The sequence below is a fragment of the Kitasatospora sp. NPDC059327 genome, assembly GCF_042752535.1.
Classification (GTDB): domain Bacteria; phylum Actinomycetota; class Actinomycetes; order Streptomycetales; family Streptomycetaceae; genus Kitasatospora.
Genome location: NZ_JBHYYB010000041.1, coordinates 60167 through 77030, shown reverse-complemented (window position 1 = coordinate 77030; position 16864 = coordinate 60167). Strand labels below are relative to the sequence as shown.

Annotated in this window: 18 protein-coding genes and 1 pseudogene; 12 read left to right on the top strand and 7 right to left on the bottom strand. The window is 74.2% G+C overall.

The genetic code is table 11. The features are described 5' to 3' along the window. The 5 genes and pseudogenes from ACFXHB_RS24290 to ACFXHB_RS24270 form a co-directional block, all read left to right on the top strand. A pseudogene (locus ACFXHB_RS24290) lies at positions 1–473 on the top strand (hypothetical protein); the annotation flags it as partial. 131 nt (positions 474–604) lie between these two features. Beyond that, entirely contained in the window at positions 605–1492 is an 888-nt protein-coding gene (locus tag ACFXHB_RS24285; RefSeq protein ID WP_380576704.1) for an alpha/beta fold hydrolase, read from the top strand. 357 nt (positions 1493–1849) lie between these two features. Further along, complete coding sequence (locus ACFXHB_RS24280; RefSeq protein ID WP_380576703.1) at positions 1850–1996, top strand: hypothetical protein; 147 nt, start codon at positions 1850–1852, stop codon at positions 1994–1996. Positions 1997–2315: 319 nt separating this feature from the next. Then, positions 2316–2954 (top strand): DUF6758 family protein, encoded by a 639-nt coding sequence (locus ACFXHB_RS24275; RefSeq protein ID WP_380576702.1) that lies wholly within the window; start codon positions 2316–2318, stop codon positions 2952–2954. 63 nt (positions 2955–3017) lie between these two features. Beyond that, on the top strand, positions 3018–3878 hold the full coding sequence (locus ACFXHB_RS24270) for a PHP domain-containing protein (RefSeq protein ID WP_380576701.1): 861 nt from the start codon (positions 3018–3020) through the stop codon (positions 3876–3878). Between the two features lie 100 nt (positions 3879–3978). Here ACFXHB_RS24270 and ACFXHB_RS24265 read toward each other — a convergent pair whose 3' ends face one another. Then, positions 3979–4626, bottom strand: coding sequence for a suppressor of fused domain protein (locus tag ACFXHB_RS24265; protein WP_380576700.1), 648 nt, complete (start codon positions 4624–4626; stop codon positions 3979–3981). Positions 4627–5079: 453 nt separating this feature from the next. Here ACFXHB_RS24265 and corA point away from each other — a divergent pair, with 453 nt between their 5' ends. Beyond that, positions 5080–6204, top strand: a complete 1125-nt coding sequence (gene corA / locus ACFXHB_RS24260; RefSeq protein ID WP_380576699.1) for a magnesium/cobalt transporter CorA — start codon at positions 5080–5082, stop codon at positions 6202–6204. Positions 6205–6211: 7 nt separating this feature from the next. On the opposite strand, the gene ACFXHB_RS24255 is transcribed toward corA, so the two are convergent. Beyond that, positions 6212–7144, bottom strand: coding sequence for a DMT family transporter (locus tag ACFXHB_RS24255; protein ID WP_380576698.1), 933 nt, complete (start codon positions 7142–7144; stop codon positions 6212–6214). Positions 7145–7267: 123 nt separating this feature from the next. Here ACFXHB_RS24255 and ACFXHB_RS24250 point away from each other — a divergent pair, with 123 nt between their 5' ends. The 4 genes from ACFXHB_RS24250 (at position 7268) to ACFXHB_RS24235 (ending at position 11113) form a co-directional block, all read left to right on the top strand. After that, positions 7268–7828, top strand: coding sequence for a hypothetical protein (locus ACFXHB_RS24250; RefSeq protein ID WP_380576697.1), 561 nt, complete (start codon positions 7268–7270; stop codon positions 7826–7828). A 141-nt stretch (positions 7829–7969) separates the two neighbouring features. After that, positions 7970–9253 carry a magnesium transporter MgtE N-terminal domain-containing protein gene (locus ACFXHB_RS24245; protein ID WP_380576696.1) on the top strand — a complete coding sequence of 428 codons (1284 nt, stop codon included), beginning with the start codon at positions 7970–7972 and terminating at the stop codon, positions 9251–9253. 37 nt (positions 9254–9290) lie between these two features. Further along, positions 9291–9896: a DUF1003 domain-containing protein gene (locus ACFXHB_RS24240; protein WP_380576709.1), complete on the top strand. Its 606-nt coding sequence runs from the start codon at positions 9291–9293 to the stop codon at positions 9894–9896. A 56-nt stretch (positions 9897–9952) separates the two neighbouring features. Further along, positions 9953–11113 (top strand): Mrp/NBP35 family ATP-binding protein, encoded by a 1161-nt coding sequence (locus tag ACFXHB_RS24235; protein ID WP_380576695.1) that lies wholly within the window; start codon positions 9953–9955, stop codon positions 11111–11113. 94 nt (positions 11114–11207) lie between these two features. Here ACFXHB_RS24235 and ACFXHB_RS24230 read toward each other — a convergent pair whose 3' ends face one another. The 4 genes from ACFXHB_RS24230 to sigE form a co-directional block, all read right to left on the bottom strand. After that, on the bottom strand, positions 11208–11882 hold the full coding sequence (locus ACFXHB_RS24230; protein WP_380576694.1) for a hypothetical protein: 675 nt from the start codon (positions 11880–11882) through the stop codon (positions 11208–11210). Positions 11883–12121: 239 nt separating this feature from the next. Further along, entirely contained in the window at positions 12122–12574 is a 453-nt protein-coding gene (locus ACFXHB_RS24225) for a sec-independent translocase (RefSeq protein ID WP_380576693.1), read from the bottom strand. 127 nt (positions 12575–12701) lie between these two features. Further along, positions 12702–13739: a zf-HC2 domain-containing protein gene (locus ACFXHB_RS24220; RefSeq protein WP_380576692.1), complete on the bottom strand. Its 1038-nt coding sequence runs from the start codon at positions 13737–13739 to the stop codon at positions 12702–12704. Beyond that, positions 13736–14476, bottom strand: coding sequence for an RNA polymerase sigma factor SigE (gene sigE, locus ACFXHB_RS24215; RefSeq protein WP_380576708.1), 741 nt, complete (start codon positions 14474–14476; stop codon positions 13736–13738). The genes ACFXHB_RS24220 and sigE overlap by 4 nt, the downstream gene beginning before the upstream one ends. A gap of 326 nt (positions 14477–14802) precedes the next feature. Between sigE and ACFXHB_RS24210 the strand changes: the two genes are divergently transcribed. Next, positions 14803–15411, top strand: coding sequence for an O-methyltransferase (locus tag ACFXHB_RS24210; RefSeq protein WP_380576691.1), 609 nt, complete (start codon positions 14803–14805; stop codon positions 15409–15411). Positions 15412–15550: 139 nt separating this feature from the next. On the opposite strand, the gene ACFXHB_RS24205 is transcribed toward ACFXHB_RS24210, so the two are convergent. Next, positions 15551–15718 (bottom strand): DUF3117 domain-containing protein, encoded by a 168-nt coding sequence (locus tag ACFXHB_RS24205; RefSeq protein WP_014137929.1) that lies wholly within the window; start codon positions 15716–15718, stop codon positions 15551–15553. A gap of 297 nt (positions 15719–16015) precedes the next feature. On the opposite strand from ACFXHB_RS24205, the gene ACFXHB_RS24200 reads away from it, so the two are divergent. Beyond that, positions 16016–16816 (top strand): enoyl-CoA hydratase-related protein, encoded by an 801-nt coding sequence (locus tag ACFXHB_RS24200; protein WP_380576690.1) that lies wholly within the window; start codon positions 16016–16018, stop codon positions 16814–16816. Positions 16817–16864: the final 48 nt, after the last annotated feature.

The window sequence follows — 16864 nt, the reverse complement described above, 5'->3', positions numbered from 1 at the left end:
GCACCGGCCGCGCCGCGGAGCCGGCCGCCGAGCCGGCCGAGGAGAAGCCGGCCCGCCGCACCCGCGAGCGCCGCCGCACCCGCGGTGGTTCCTCGGTCGCGGCGGACGCGCTGCTCGACGCGCCCGCCGAGGCCGTCACCGCGGTCGACACCCCGGCGGCCCCGGCCGTCGAGGGTGCCGAGGGCGAGAGCGCGGCCCCGCGCCGTCGCCGTCGCCGCCCGCGCGGCGCCGCCGGCGAGACCGCCGTCGCCGAGGCGGCCGCTCCGGCCGCCGTCACGGAGCAGACCCCGGCGAAGTCCGAGGAGAAGCCGGCCGTGAAGCGGACCCGCTCGCGGGCCAAGGCGAAGGCCGAGCCGGCCGCCGAGGCCGCCCCGGCGCCCGAGGCCGGCGCGGACGCCACGGCCGAGGCCCCGGCCCCGCGCCGTCGGACCCGCACCCGCCGCCCGGCCGCCGAGGCGACGCCGGAGAGCTGATCCCGGCACCGCGACACCCGGAGGGGGCGGCCCCGTCCAACACAGGACGGGGCCGCCCCCTCCGGCGTGTCCGCCCGGCTACGCTCGGGGGTTACCGGCCAGTCGCCCCGCCGCACCGCAGGAGATCGCCCATGAGCACGCCGCCGTTCCTCACCCTCCCCCGCTGTGCCCGCGCGATGCGGGTGGCGACCGCGCGCGGGGAGTTCGCCGCGCTGCGCGCCGAACCGACGGGTGCGGTACGCGGGACGGCCCTGCTGGTCCCCGGGTTCACCGGCAGCAAGGAGGACTTCATCGCGCTGCTGGAGCCGCTGGCCGCGGCCGGCTACCGGGTGACCGCGGTCGACCAGCGCGGCCAGTACGAGAGCGGCGGGCCCGACGACCCGGCCGCCTACGCCGTCGACGCCCTGGGCGCGGACGTCCGGGCGCTCTCCGCGGCGCTCGCCGAGGACGCCACGCCGCTGCACCTGCTCGGCCACTCCTTCGGCGGGCAGGTGGTCCGGGAGGCCGTCCTCGCGGCCACCGCCGAGGGACCGCTGCCGTGGAGCTCGCTGACCCTGATGTCCACCGGGCCCGCCTCGATCGAGCCCGGCGAGGCGGAACGGACCAAGCTGCTGATCTCCGTGCTGCCGTCGATGAGCCTGGAGGAGATCTGGCAGGTGCTCCAGCAGATGGAGCAGCAGGCGGAGCAGGCCGGCGGCGACCGGGCGCGCCGGCCGTCGCCCGAGGTCGCCGCGTTCCTGCACCGCCGCTGGGTGGCCAACGTGCCGCAGGCGCTCGCCACCACCGGCGCCCATCTGATCGCCGCACCCGACCGGGTGGACGAGCTGGCCGCGACCGCCTCCGCACTGCCGGCCCTGGTGCTCTCCGGGGTCCGGGACTACGCCTGGCCGGTACCGGAGCAGACCCGGATGGCCGAGCGGCTGGGCGCCCGCCGCGTGGTGGTCGAGGACGCCGGACACTCCCCCAACGCCGAGCGGCCGGCCGCCACCACCGAGGCCCTGCTGGACTTCTGGGGCTGAGCCGGGCCCCGCCCCCGCCCCCCGGACACCCGCTCCGTGGCCGGGTTCCCGCCCGCCGCGGCGGAAAGTGTGCGGGACAAAAATCGTTAGTTGCGGTAATATTTGATTCTGTCCGGGAATCATCGTCGCTGTCGACGCTGGCGACAATCCGCCGAAACCTGGACTTCACGGACGGGCAACGGCCCGGTAGCAGCACCACGACACAGTGGTTCACGAGGCACCAGACGCACTTGGCAAGCAGGGGGAGCCCCTTTGCCTCAGCAGATCGTCGACCGTTCGAACCGACGGACCGAGAAAGAGCTGATACCCACTCAGCCACGACCGCCCCGCCCGACGGGGCCAGAGAAGGAGAGGCCCATGCGCTTCGAGATCCTCCGACTGGACGACACCCACGGCACCGCCACCGACCGCGTGATCGCCGACGCCGAAACCGTCCGCGAACTCGTCCAGGCCGCCGCCCGCACCGGCGAGCGCCTGCTCATCCGTCCGTGCCCGACCGTCTGACCCAGCGCGGCGCCTCCGACCGGGAGCCCTCACCCGCCGCCGAAGAGCCGGGAGCGTCCGATCCCGACGTTCCGATACCCGACTGACGCCCTGTCACCGCGATCGCCGTTGACGGGGCGTCAGTGCGTCCGGGGTCGCCCGCCGCACGGTGGCGCCGACGTTTGCCGCCGCCCGCCGCCGGACATCCCCTAGCGGGAACCGTCCGCGACGCGCCCCACCCGGCGCCGGACGGGTGCCCGCCACCGACAGGTGCCGCCGCGCCCTCCGTACGGGTGACCGTCCTTGACGCGGCGGTCCGGAGGGAGGAGCGTTGTCGGCTATGAGGGGCGAGCCTAGCTGCCCGAGGTGCGCCGGTCGGGTCCGCGCCCCCGGTCTGTTCTCCGACACCTGGCAGTGCGACCGACACGGAGCCGTGCACCCGATGCAGCCGGTGCTGCCCCCGAGCGTGGAGGCGCTCGGCGTCGCCGTCGCCCGTTCCCAGGTCCCGGTCTGGCTGCCCTGGCCGCTTCCGGTCGGCTGGCTCTACACCGGTATCGCGCACGTCGGCGACGATGTCTCGGGCGCCCGGGCCACCGCCGTCGCGTGTTCCGGCCCCGCGCCGCTGGGCGGCTTCGGGGAGCTGGTGCTGGTCGCCGAGGAGCTCGGCGTCGGGCTCGGCGCGCGGTACGCGGGCCTGTCCGGCCCCGACCCGGGTGAGTCCGTCTCGCTCTACAAGCCCGCCGACGCCAAGCTGATGGCGGCCGGGCGGCCCACGCCGATGTTCCACGTGCCGGACGCGCCGCCCGACCGCGCGGTGTTCGTGGGCGAGGCCCGCGGTCTCTGGCTGTGGGCGGTGGCCTGGCCGGAACAGTCGGCCCTGGTGATGTACGACGAGTTGGTCCTCACCGACCTGCGCGAGGCCGGCGCCGAGTTGGACCTGCTGCCCTGCGGCGCGCTCTCCCCCCAGCTGCTCGGCTGACGGCCCCGCGGGCGCCCGCACTATCCTGGGCGGCACCCGCCGCCCACCCCAGGAGCCGACTCCGTGCGCATCGATCTGCACGCCCACAGCAACGCGTCCGACGGCACCGACAGCCCGGCCGAGCTGGTCGCGGCGGCGGCCGCCGCGGGACTGGACGTGGTGGCGCTCACCGACCACGACACGGTGGGCGGCCACGCCGAGGCCGCCCAGGCGGTCCGCGCGCTGCCGGCCGGCACCCGGCTGACCCTCGTCCCGGGCGCCGAGCTGTCCTGCGCGGTGGACGGCATCAGCCTGCACCTGCTGGCCTACCTGTTCGACCCGGCCGAGCCGGCCTTCGCGAGCGAGCGCGAGCTGGTGCGCACCGACCGGTTCCGGCGCGGGCGGGCGGTCGTCGAGCGCTGCCGCGCGCTGGGCGCCGACATCAGCTGGGAGCAGGTTCAGCGGATCGCGGGGACCGGCTCGGTCGGCCGGCCGCACATCGCCAGCGCCCTGGTCGAGGCGGGCGTGGTGGCCACCGTCTCCGACGCCTTCAGCGCGGACTGGCTGGCCAACGGCGGGCGGGCGGACGTGCGCAAGCACGAGACGGACCCGGCCGAGGCCGTCCGGCTGGTCCGGGCGGCGGGCGGGGTACCGGTCTTCGCCCACCCGGGCGCGGTCAAGCGCGGGCGGACCGTCTCCGACCAGGTGATCGCGGACCTCGCGGCGGCCGGACTCGCGGCGCTGGAGGTCGACCACACCGACCACGACGAGCCCACCCGGGCCCGGCTGCGCGGGCTGGCCGCCGACCTCGGGCTGCTGACCACCGGCTCCAGCGACTACCACGGCGGGCGCAAGACCGTCCGGCTCGGCGAGCACACCACGGACCCCGCCGTCTACGAGGCGCTGCTGGCCCAGGCCACCGGCGCGAAGCCGATCGAGGGCTGAGCCCGCCCGACCGGACACGCGGGCGTGCGGGAGCGTACGGCCGGGCACCGCGGTGACGCACGCCCCGGGGCGCCGCCGCCCGGGGGCCGGCGACCGGGCGTCAGTCCAGCGGAACCCCGCGGCGGTCGGCGTCCCGCAGATCGGTGCCGTGCTTCAGCCAGCGCTCCTCCAGCGCGGCCGCGCCGTGCACCCGCTTCCAGCCGGCCTCGTTGGGCGTCATCGGCAGCAGCGGCAGGAACCGCACCGGGTCGGCCGGCGCGTCCAGCTCCAGATCCGCCACCAGGCCGCCCGGCTCGGCGGCCAGCACCGAGGTGAACGGGGCGCCGTCCCAGAGCGGGGCACCGAGGTCCAGCGACCCGCCGGGGGCCAGCACCAGACCCTCCACCTGCGGTGTCGCGGCGAAGGTGGCCAGGGTCCGGAGCACGCTGTCGCGGGCCCCACGGACCGTCAGCACCAGTTCGGCGCGCGGGCCGCGGATCTGGTCGGCGACCGGCGCGGTCGGGTCCGCCATCGGCGCGGCGGCCATCCCGAGCGTGGCGTAGCGGAGCAGGCCGTCGGCGTCCGGGCCGAAGCGCAGCACCTCGATCCGGTCCGCGCCGAGGAAGGTGACCGCGGCACGGCCGCTCGGTTCGCCGAAGGTGGTCAGCAGCCGGGCCTCGACGGCGACCAGCACCGCCTCCCGGGAGGGGCCGGCCGGGTCGTGGGAGCCGCCGGAAGGGTCACCGAAGAGCGGGAAGTCGTGCGCCATGCCGGTGAGCGTAACCGGTGCGGCCGTGGCGCCGGCAGGACCACCAGGAGAACGTCGCAGCGACGATGCCCGGTCAGATGTTAGTGTGAGCGACTGGCCACCGGGGATCCTCTCTCCGGGGCAGCGGCGTGAAGGAGGTGGTTGCGGTGGATACCAGCCGACCATGCAGTACCGGCAGCTCTACCCGGCCCGGACGCCTTCCCCGTACCCCTCGCCTCGCAGGCTGAAACAGCGGCACCAGTAGCCGGCACAGCAGCCGCGTCCACCGAGACGATCGAGGCGGAGTCGGCCCGGCCGGGAGAGCACCCTCACCGGCGTCCGGTCGTTCCAGCGCGAGCCCCAGCAAGGCCGAGGACCGACCGCAGGCGTCATTCCACCGGTGTTCCATGCCGTCGCACCACGGCCACCCGTCACCGCGCCGCCGTGCGGCGGTTCCTGCCCAGGGAGCCTGCCATGTCGATGATCAACAGCCTGCGCGCAGCCGTCCGCACCAACCGCCGCCGTTCCGCGGCCGGCCTGTTCGACTCGATCCACCCGGGCCAGTCCACCTCCGCCGTGGTGGACTGCGCGGTGTACCAGTCCGGCAAGCGGCACGGTGAGAGCTGCAGCCCGCGCGAGGCGGCCCGTCGCGTCAAGGCCTCGCAGCAACTCCCGGACGGCGCCGGATCGTTCAGCTGGATCGGGCTGCACGAGCCGACCGAGGCCGAGTTCGAGGGGATCGCGCAGCGCTTCGGCCTGCACCCGCTGGCGGTCGAGGACGCCGTCCACGCGCACCAGCGGCCCAAGGTCGAGCGGTACGACGACGTCCTGTTCGCCGTCTTCAAGACGATCCGCTACGTCGAGCACGACCAGCTCACCCCGACCAGTGAGGTGGTCGAGACCGGCGAGCTGATGGTCTTCGCCGGGCGGGACTTCGTCATCACCGTCCGGCACGGCGGGCACAGTTCGCTGCAGGAGCTGCGGCACCGGCTGGAGGCCGACTCGGACGGCGCCGGGCTGCTGACCAAGGGCCCCTCCGCGGTGCTGCACGCCATCGCCGACCACGTGGTGGACAACTACCTGCTGGTCGCCGACCGGCTGCAGACGGACGTCGACGAGATCGAGTTCGACGTCTTCTCCAACAAGGGCGGCCGGGGCACCGACGTCGGCCGGGTCTACCAGCTCAAGCGCGAGGTCCTGGAGTTCAAGCGGGCGGTGACGCCGCTGCTGCGGCCCATGCAGCAGCTCTCCGAGCCGCTCCAGCGGCTGGTCGACCCGGACATCCAGAAGTACTTCCGGGACGTCGCCGACCACCTCGCCCGGGTCACCGAGCAGGTGCACGGATTCGACGAACTGCTGAACTCGCTGCTCCAGGCCAACCTGGCGCAGGTCTCGGTCGCGCAGAACGAGGACATGCGCAAGATCACCGCCTGGGCGGCGATCTTCGCCGTGCCCACCATGATCACCGGCGTCTACGGCATGAACTTCGACTACATGCCGGAGCTGCACCACAAGTACGGCTATCCGATGGTGCTCGGCAGCGTCGTCCTGATCTGCGTCGGGATGTACCGCGGCTTCCGCCGCAACGGCTGGCTGTAGCCCGCCGCTACCGCCGGCCGCCCCGGGCCACCAGGACCAGGCCCAACAGGATCAGCACCACCGCCGGGTAGGCGGCCACCGGGGGCCACTGGCCGAGCCAGAGCGCCGCGATCAGCGCGGCGCCCGGGGTCTCCAACAGGATCGCGGTGGACGTGAGGGACGGGCCCAGGGTGCGCACCACCCGGTTGCTGAGCGAGTGGCCGAGCAGCTGGGCGGTGACCATCAGCAGCACGATCTGCCACCAGACGCCGGCCGGCCACCCGGACATCGACGTCCTGGCGGCCAGGCAGACCACCAGCAGGACGACCGCCGTGGTGGCGTAGCAGACCAGGGTGTAGGCCGTGGTGCTGACGGTCCTGCGGACCTCGGCCCCCAGCAGCATGTAGCCGGCCGCGGCGAGGCCCGCGCCGAGCGCCAGCGCGTCCCCCAGCAGGGCGCGCGGCGAGAGCGTGAGGTCGACCCCGGTGAGCACCAGCACACCGGCGAAGGCCACCGTCATCCCGATCCAGACCGCGCGGGGCGCCCGCACCCCGCGCAGCCGCATCAGCAGGATGGTCCAGAGCGGAGTGGTGGTCACCAGCGCCGTCGCCGAGGCCACCGAGGTCATCCGCAGGCTCGGCATCCAGAGCGCGAAGTGCACGGCGAGCAGCGCACCGGCCGCCACCGCCAGCAGCAGGGCCCGGCGGCCGATCCCGCGCAGCTCGGCCCGGTGCCGCAGCAGCGCGTACGGCCCCAGCACGCCGACCGACATGACGTTGCGCCAGAAGGCGATCGCCAGGGCGGGTGCGGCGGTGGCGCTGATCAGCGGCGCGGAGAGCGAGATGCCGGAGACCGAGACGGCGAGCAGCAGCAGGTCGAGCCTGGGGAGCGGAGGCGTCGGCGCCGCCGCGGAGGCGTCGGACGCGGTGGACGGGGCTGCGGTCTCGGGCCGGGCGGGCACGGTGCTCCTCGGGCTCGGGGTGGGAGTCGGGCGGCTCCTAAGGTAAGGCCCGTGCGGCTGCCACGGAACTGTCGCCCGACGCGTGAGACACCCCGTGGACCCGCAGGCCGTACGCTGTCCGCCATGGACCGTACGCCCGCCGCAGCCGCCACCGCCGCCGACTTCCTCGACCGGGCCCTGTTGGAGGAGGCCGCGAAGAAGTCCGGCCTGCTCTGGGTGCGCGCGGACGGCCAGGAGCAGAGCCGGCCGCTCTGGCACGCCTGGCACGACGGCGCGGTGGTCGTGGTCGGCGACGGCGGCGAGCAGCCGCTGCACGGTCTGACCGCCGGCGCGGGCGCGACGGTGACGGTCCGCAGCAAGGACAAGGGCGGCCGGCTGACCGGCTGGACGGCCCGGGTCGTCGAACCGGCGCCGAGGAGCGAGGCCTGGCTCGGCGCCGTCGAGGAACTCAAGGGCAAGCGGCTGAACGCGCCCGACACCGACACCATCACCGACCGCTGGGCCCGCGAGTGCCGGGTGCTCCGGCTGGAGCCGGCCGGCGCGGGCCCCGACCTGCTCACCGAGCGCCCGGACGCCATGCCCGACGAGTCCCACGCCGTCGCGCCGATGCCCACCTCCGCCACCACCCGCCGGCCGATCCCGGCCGGCCTCCCGAAGCTGCTGTTCAAGCGCCGCAAGAGCTGAGCCCGCGGCGCGCCGCCCCGGTCCGCGACCGGCCGCGGACGCCACGTCGTGGCTCGTCGGGCCGGGCGCGGAAGGCGCGGGTAGCCTTGGCCGCGGGGCGTGCCCGACGCCCCTCCGGGCGTCGGACGAGGTGGGGAGTCCATGGCAGGGGCAGGCAGCCGGGTCTTCATCTCACACCTCTCCGGCATCGCCGTGTTCGATCCGAACGGCGACCAGGTCGGCCGGGTCCGCGACGTGGTGGTCACGCTCCGGCTCGGCGGCCGACCGCCCCGGGTGCTCGGACTGGTGGTCGAGGTGATCGGCCGCCGCCGGATCTTCCTGCCGATGACCAGGGTGACCAGCCTGGAGTCCGGTCAGGTGCTCACCACCGGCGTGATCAACATGCGCCGCTTCGAACAGCGCCCCTCCGAGACCCTCGTCCTCGGCGAGCTGCTGGACCGCACCGTCACCTGGACCAAGACCGGCCAGGACGTCACCGTCCTGGACGTCGCGATGGTGCAGACCCGGCTGCGCGAGTGGGAGATCAGCAAGGTGTTCGTCCAGGTCGGCCGGGTCGGCCGGCTGCGCAAGGGCAAGGGCGAGTCGCTCACCCTGGCCTGGAAGGACGTCACCGGCTTCGCCCTCGCCGAGGAGGGCCAGGGCGCCGCCAACCTGCTCGCGACCTTCGACCAGCTGCGCCCCGCCGACCTGGCCAACGTCATGCACCACCTCTCCGCCAAGCGCCGCGCCGAGGTGGCCGCCGCACTCGACGACGAGCGGCTCGCCGACGTGCTGGAGGAACTGCCCGAGGACGACCAGGTCGAGATCATCGGCAAGCTGAAGGACGAGCGGGCCGCCGACGTCCTGGAGGCGATGGACCCGGACGACGCCGCCGACCTGCTCTCCGAACTGCCCGGCGACGAGGCCGAGCGGCTGCTCCAGCTGATGGAGCCGGACGAGGCCGAACCGGTCCGCCGGCTGCTGACGTACGAGGAGAACACCGCCGGTGGTCTGATGACCACCGAGCCGATCGTGCTGGAGCCGGACGCCACGGTGGCCGAGGCACTGGCCCGGGTCCGGATCTCCGACAACAAGCCGGCGCTGGCCGCCCAGGTCTTCGTCTGCCGCCCGCCGAACGAGACGCCGACCGGCAAGTACCTGGGCACCGTGCACTTCCAGCGGCTGCTGCGCGAACCCCCGTACACCCTGGTCGGCTCACTGGTGGACGACGACCTCGACCCACTGCCGCCGAACACCCCGCTGCCGCTGATCACCAGCTACCTGGCGACGTACAACATGGTCGCGGCGCCCGTGGTCGACGAGGCGGACCACCTGGTCGGCGCGGTGACCGTCGACGACGTGCTCGACCACCTGCTGCCGGAGGACTGGCGCGAGGCCGCGCTGCACGGACTGGACGACGAGCGAGAGGTGACCGGTGGACGCTGACCGCAAGGGCCGACGGGACGACAGCCCCCGCCAGCGCCTGCAGGGCGAACTGCGCCAACTGCGGCAGCTGCGCGAACTGCGCACCCGCGAGGGTGCCCGGGACCGGCGCGGCGAGCCCTCGGCCGGCGTCCCCGCCCGCTCCCGGCTCGACCAGCCGCGCACCACCCGCCCGGGCCTGATCACCCTGCCGACCTACGACCCGGAGGCCTTCGGCAAGCTCTCCGAGCGGATCGCGCGCTTCCTCGGCACCGGCCGGTTCATCGTCTGGATGACGGTCGTGGTGGTCGTCTGGGTGGGCTGGAACACCGTGCTGCCGGACCAGGTCCACTTCGACGACTACCCGTTCATCTTCCTCACCCTGATGCTCTCGCTGCAGGCCTCGTACGCGGCACCGCTGATCCTGCTGGCGCAGAACCGGCAGGACGACCGGGACCGCGTCAACATGGAGCAGGACCGCGCCCGCAGCGACCGGAACATCGCCGACACCGAGTACCTGACCCGGGAGGTCGCGGCGCTGCGCCAGGGCCTGGGCGAGGTCGCCACCAGGGCCTTCATCGCCTCCGAGCTGGGCAGCGTCCGGTCCGAACTGCAGTCCCTGCTCAGGGAGATCGACGAGCGCCGGGAGAGCGCGGACAGGCTGTGACCGGCAGCACGCTACCGACGGGTTAAGCGGTACGCCCGGCGCCGTACCATCAAGGCATGGCCAACGAGACAGAGGTCGCGGCCGGCGTCACGGAGGAGTCCGTACGCCAGGCGCTGGCGACCGTGAACGACCCGGAGATCAACCGCCCGATCACCGAGATCGGCATGGTGAAATCGGTCGGGATCGCCGAGAGCGGCGAGGTCCGCGTCGCGGTCTACCTCACCGTCTCCGGCTGCCCGATGCGCGACACCATCGTCACCCGGGTCCGCGAAGCGGTCGGCAAGGTCCCCGGGGTGACCGGCGTCGAGGTCGAGCTCGACGTGATGAGCGACGAGCAGCGCAAGGAGCTCTCCCAGCTGCTGCGCGGCGGCGCCCCGGAGCGCGAGATCCCGTTCGCCAAGCCCGGCACGCTGACCCGCGTCTACGCGGTCGCCTCCGGCAAGGGCGGCGTCGGCAAGTCCTCCGTGACGGTGAACCTGGCGGCCGCGATGGCCGCGGACGGCCTGAAGGTCGCCGTGGTGGACGCCGACATCTACGGCCACAGCGTGCCGCGGATGCTGGGTGTCGAGGGCCGTCCCACCCAGGTCCAGGACATGATCATGCCGCCGCAGGCGAACGGCGTGAAGGTCATCTCGATCGGCATGTTCACCCCCGGCAACGCCCCGGTGGTCTGGCGCGGCCCGATGCTGCACCGCGCGCTGCAGCAGTTCCTCGCCGACGTGTACTGGGGCGACCTCGACGTCCTGCTGCTGGACCTGCCGCCCGGCACCGGCGACATCGCGATCTCGGTCGCGCAGCTGGTCCCGAACGCGGAGATCCTGATCGTCACCACCCCGCAGATGGCCGCCGCCGAGGTGGCCGAGCGGGCCGGCACCATCGCGGTACAGACGCACCAGAAGATCGTCGGCGTGATCGAGAACATGTCCGGCATGCCCTGCCCGCACTGCGACGAGATGATCGACGTGTTCGGCACCGGCGGTGGCCAGATCGTCGCGGACGCGCTCACCCGCACCGTCGGCGCCACCGTGCCGCTGCTCGGCTCGATCCCGATCGACGTCCGGCTGCGCGAGGGCGGCGACGACGGCCGCCCGGTCGTGCTCGCCGCGCCCGACTCCCCCGCCGGCACCGCCCTGCGCTCCGTCGCGGGCAAGCTCGGCGGCCGCCAGCGCGGCCTCTCCGGCCTCTCCCTCGGGCTCACGCCGAAGAACAAGTTCTGATCATCCGCGAAGGGCCGGGCGACTGCCCGGCCCTTCGCGCTGTCCGGGCGCGTGCCGGTCCCGGCCGGGCTCGCGGGGCCGCGGGTTCGCGGGGCTACGGGCGGGTGTAGGCGGCCAGGTCGGGAACGGTGGAGAAGCCGGTGCCGTAGGCGCTGACGCCGCGGCCGTAGGCACCGAGGAGGACGCCGGGGGCCTCGCCCGCGAGGACCCAGCCGTACTCGGACTCCCGGTAGCGGAACGGCTGCGGCAGACCGTTCACCGGCAGGCTGAGGGTGGACCAGCCGGGACCGGCCAGGTCGTCGGCGAGGTCCCAGGCGAGGGTGCTCTGCTGGTCCAGCCAGTCCTGGCGCAGCGCGCGGTCCAGCTGGCCCGGCCAGGTGGCGGCGAGCAGGCCGGAGCCGGCCAGCCAGGCGGCGGAGGAGGCCGAGGTCGCCTCCAGCGTCCCGGTGTTGTCGGCGCTGCGGCGGCTGTCCCGGCGGGCCACCGTGACGACCACGGCGAACTTGCGCATGTCGCGCGGCTCGTACTGCCGGGCGGGCTCCTCGCCGTGGCCGAGGGTGCCGTAGTCCACGGTGCCGGTCGCCCCGGCCCGCGGGCCGCCTGCGCCGGCCTGCATCAGGTAGCGGCGGCCGGTCCAGCCGTCGTCCAGTCCGTACCAGGGGAAGTCCGCCGACAGGTAGGGGACCAGTGGGTCCGCCGGGCGAGCCTGTCCGCCGACCGTCGGGCCGTCGGCCGTCGCCGTTCCCACCGCATGACTCGTCGCGTCCATCCCCGGACCTCCTCAACCAGATTCCCTGCCGTGGCGCGCTCCCATCGTGGCGTACCGCGGCGTCCCCGCCGGGTGCCTTCGGTCCGGAAGCGACCGGAAGTGACCGACGGCACAGCGGGAACAATCAGCACAATAGCGGCGCACACGCCACCGCCCCGCTCAGCCGTGCGGCCGGGCGGGGCGGTGGCGTGGAGTCGGGTGTCCCCCGCCGGGCGGGCGGGGCGTGCCGAACGGGCGGGTTACGTCGCGTCCGGGTCGAACGGGGGGCGCTCGCCGGGCTGGAGCACGGCGCCGGTGGAGGCCGCCCCCGCGGCGCCCACGGCGCCGGACTTGTCCATGCTGACCGTGCCGGTGCGGCCCTGCCCGTTCACCGTGGCGGCGGGCTTGTCGTCCAGCACCGAGCGGATGTCCAGGCTGTCCCGGATCTCCTTGAGGCCCAGCGGGTCCTCCTGGCCGCCCATGAGCTGCTTGCGGACGAAGGTCTTGGGGTGGAGGTCCTCGAACTCGAAGTCCTTGAACTCCGGGCCCAGCTCGCTGCGGATGTCCTCCTTCGCCGAGTCGGCGAAGGAGCGGACCTTCTTGATGAAGCCCATGGTGTCCTGGATCAGCTTCGGCAGCTTGTCCGGGCCGAAGATCACGATGGCCATGATGACCAGAGTCAGGATCTCCAGCCCGCCTACGTCGCTGAACACCTAAGCTCCCTCAGCTCGTCGGACAACGGTTCCTACAGCGTAATGGCCACCGTCGGGTCTGGACCCACACTGTGATGAAGCCGTGGTGAAGACCCGCCGATGGCCACCGCCGTACGACCGGCGTGCGCTACCGGTTCTCCTGGTGCAACCCGGCGAGACCCGAGCTCGGAGTGCGGTCCGGCACGATCTGCGGCGGGGTCGCGCTGCGGGTGGCCGCCACCGGGCGGACCGGGAAGTCCACCGGGACCTGCGCCTTCATCGGGGCGTAGCCGCCGCCGCGGTCGGGGTTGCCGGCCGGCCTCACCGTGGTGCCGTGCTGGTCGTCGCTCGGCGCGGCGAAACCACCGACCCCGCCCAGCGTCACCGCGGCGACCGAGAAGGCCCCGGCGGCGGCGAAGACGAACCGGCGACCGCGCGGCGGTGCCTGCCGGACCACCACCGGTCCGGCGGCGGCCGCGGCCGGCTGCGGAGCGGCTGCCTCGGGTCGGCCGGAGCGCCGGCCCATCAGGGGGCGGAGCACCGAGCTGCCGCGCCCGAACGCCCTGGGGTCGATACCGGGCACCGGTGCGTCGGCACCGAGCGCGCCCGCACCGAAGGCGCCCGCGCCGCGGCCGAAGGAGCCGCCGTTCAGCCGACTGCCGCCGAGGGTGCCGCCCCCGGCCTCCGGCCGGGTCGCTCCCCAGGCGGCGGGCAGTCCGCCGCCGGGCAGGTCGTCGTCGTCCCGGCGCGGTCGGTCGGCGGCGGGTTCCTCGTCCTGGAGCGCCCCGACGGCCATCAGCCGGGACATCAGCGCGGAGGAGGGGCCGGGGGTACCGGTACGGGTCAGCAGGTGCTTCACGGCGCGGCCCTCGTCGGCCTCGGCGAGGCACTGCGGGCAGGTCGCGAGGTGGGCCTGGACGCGGTCACGGGAGTCGTGGCCGAGCTCACCGTCCACGAAGGCGGAGAGCCGCTCGCCGAGATGGTGCTCCTCCGCGGCGGGCTCGGCGGGCTTGACGGCGACCGCGCGCAGCGAGGCCTCGCCCGGCAGGGCCGCGGCGGGCGGCAGCGGGTCGTCGGCACCGTCCTCGTGGCCGCGCCGGCCCAGCTGGGGCCAGCCGGCGCGCCAGGCGGCGCCCTTGCCGGGAGCGTCCGGCCGACCCGGTCCCGACCGGCCGGTTCCGCTCACGATCGCCTCCGTCCGCGCCCGCCCGGCGCCCCCGTGGCCTCACCCGCGACGGCGCCGACCGGCACCGGCAGCGGCTCCTCGGAGCCGCCCCGGCGCTCACGGCCCGGGGCCGCGCCGGGGGCACGGTGCTTCAGCGCGGCGCGCAGGTGCGAGCGGCCGCGGTGGATGCGGCTGCGGACGGTGCCGAGCTTGACGCCGAGCGTGGCCGCGATCTCCTCGTAGGAGAGGCCCTCGATGTCGCAGAGCACCACGGCGGCGCGGAACTCCGGGGCGAGGGTGTCCAGCGCCTGCTGGACGTCGGCGTCGAAGTGGGTGTCGCTGAAGTGCTGGGCCGGGCTGGGCTCGCGGCTGGCCAGGCGCTCGGCCGCGTCGTCGCCGAGCGCGTCGAAGCGGATGCGCTGGCGTCGGCGGACCATGTCCAGGAACAGGTTGGTGGTGATCCGGTGCAGCCAGCCCTCGAAGGTGCCGGGGGTGTAGGTCGACAGCGAACGGAACACCCGGACGAAGACCTCCTGGGTGAGGTCCTCGGCGTCGTGCTGGTTGCCCGTCAGGCGGTAGGCGAGGCGGTAGACGCGGGCGCTGTGCGCCTCGACGATCTCCTCCCAGGAGGGCGGAGTCCAGGTCTGCGCGTCGGGCCCCTCGGCGAAGCTCGCGAGGGCGGCGGGTGCCTCGGTGGTACCGGCGGCCGGCGTCGCGGCGGCCGGCTGGTCCAGGGTGGAATGCGCAGACTGGTTCATCACGGGCTTCGGCGTACGGGCTGACGCGGTGCCGCGGGAGTGCCGCCGCACAGGGACGTCGCCCTCGGCCACACCTCCTCGGTTGGCTCTTCTGCCCAGCAGGGCCACCACCATATCCACCTCACCCGTCAAGCCCGGATAAAAGTGCCCGGGGGGTATCCCGGGGGTATCCGTTACCCGGTCCCTTCCTCAGCAACGGCCCGCCGCCGTACGCGGTTCCCGCCCGGCCAGTAATCTGTGCCAGGAAATATCGACTTCCGCTCGGCACCGGGCCAAGGCCCGGGGCTCCGAAAGAGGCAGCCATCAGCGAGTTCGGGCCCGCGCGCGTGGCCCTCTCCGACACCTTCGTCGGCGAGGACGCGGTGCTGACCTACGCCCGGGCGCAGTCCGCGCGAACCGGCGTCAGGGCGATCGGCCCCGGGGGCGGGGCCTGTCTGCGGCTGCTGGCGGCCGCGCTGGACGCCAAGGCGGTGGCGGAGATCGGCACCGGGACGGGCGTCTCCGGCGTCTACCTGCTGCGCGGGATGCGCCCGGACGGCGTGCTCACCACGGTGGACTCGGAACCGGTCCGCCAGCAGCTGGCCCGGGAGGCCTACCAGGCGGCCGGGTTCGCGGCGAACCGGTCGCGCTTCATACCGGGCCGGGCCCTGGACGTGTTGCCGAGGCTCGCCGACGGCCAGTACGACCTGGTGTTCTGCGACGGGGACCCGGCGGAGTCGCGGGAGTACCTGGCCGAGTCGCTGCGGCTGCTGCGGCCGGGCGGGATGGTCTGCTTCGAGGGTGTCTTCCAGGAGGGCCGGCTGGCCGAGCCCGAGCAGCAGGACCCGCAGACGCACGCGGTGCGCGACCTGGTCCGGGACGTCCGGGAGAGCGACTCCCTGCTACCGGCGCTGCTGCCGGTGTCGGACGGTCTGCTCTGCGCCGTCAAGCGCTGACCGGGGTCGCCGACCCCGGGGGCTCCGGCTCCGGGAACAACACCGGAGCGGCCCCGGACACCACAGAGCCCGGGCCGACGTGGTGTCGGACCCGGGCCCGGCGGCACATCTCCAGGGAGATGGGGAGCATCCGCTGCGGTCAGCCGCAGGCCTTCTTCAGCGCCTCGCCCAGGGCGTCGGCCTCGTCAGGCGTGAGCTCCACCACAAGGCGTCCGCCGCCTTCGAGCGGAACGCGCATGATGATGCCCCGCCCCTCTTTGGTGACTTCGAGCGGGCCGTCACCCGTCCGCGGCTTCATGGCCGCCATGCTCGTTCCCCTTCCTGCAACCGCTCAGCTACGCACCGGCAGTCCGTCCACCGCCGGTATCGAACGCATTGATCGGAAGCCATTATCCCGCATGCCACGGCCTGATGACCAACATCACTCTCGGTGCATCCAGGGCCGGACCGGCTTCAAGCGCCACATTTCCTGCCATAAGCCCCGGCGCGGCGGCGGTCGGCACGCCGCCGAAAGGTGCGATACCTCACACTCCCCACCCGGCCGTGCGCTCCGGCATCCTGACACACGACCGAGCTGTGACGATCGCAAGGGAGCCCCTCGCCCATGTCCGATTCCGTGCTGTACGAGCTGGACGGTGGCCTGGCCGTCATCACCATCAACCGCCCCGAGGCGATGAACGCGCTGGACACCGCCACCAAGGTGGCGCTGCGTGACACCGTGATCGCCGCGGCCGAGGACCGGGCGGTGCGGGCGGTGCTGCTCACCGGCGCCGGTGAGCGGGCGTTCTGCGTCGGGCAGGACCTCAAGGAGCACCTGGGCCTGCTCAAGCGGGCCGAGGAGACCGGCGAGGGCGCGCTGAAGACCGTCGCCGAGCACTACAACCCGCTGGTCCGGGCGCTGGCCGGGATGCGCAAGCCGACGGTGGCGGCGGTCGGCGGCGTCGCGGCGGGCGCGGGCGCCTCGCTCGCCTTCGCCTGCGACTTCCGGATCGTCGCGGACACCGCCGGGTTCAACACGGCCTTCGCCGGCATCGCGCTGACCGCCGACTCGGGCGCCTCGTGGACGCTGCCCCGGCTGGTCGGGCACGCCAGGGCGACCGAGCTGCTGATGCTGCCGCGCACGGTGAAGGCCACCGAGGCGATGGAGCTGGGCCTGGCCACCAAGGTCGTCCCGGCCGCCGAGCTGGCCGCCACCGCCCGGGTCTTCGCCAAGGAGCTGGCCGAGGGCCCCACGGTGGCGTACGGCGCCATCAAGGAGTCGCTGGCCTACGGCGCCGCGCACCCGCTGGACGAGCTGCTCGACAAGGAGGACGAGCTGCAGACGCTGGCCGGCGACAGCGAGGACCACCGGATCGCGGTCCGCGCGTTCATCGCCAAGGAGAAGCCGGCCTACCTGGGCCGCTGACACCGGCCGGGCCCGGTGGCACCCGCGGACGGGGTCAGCGGGCCCGGA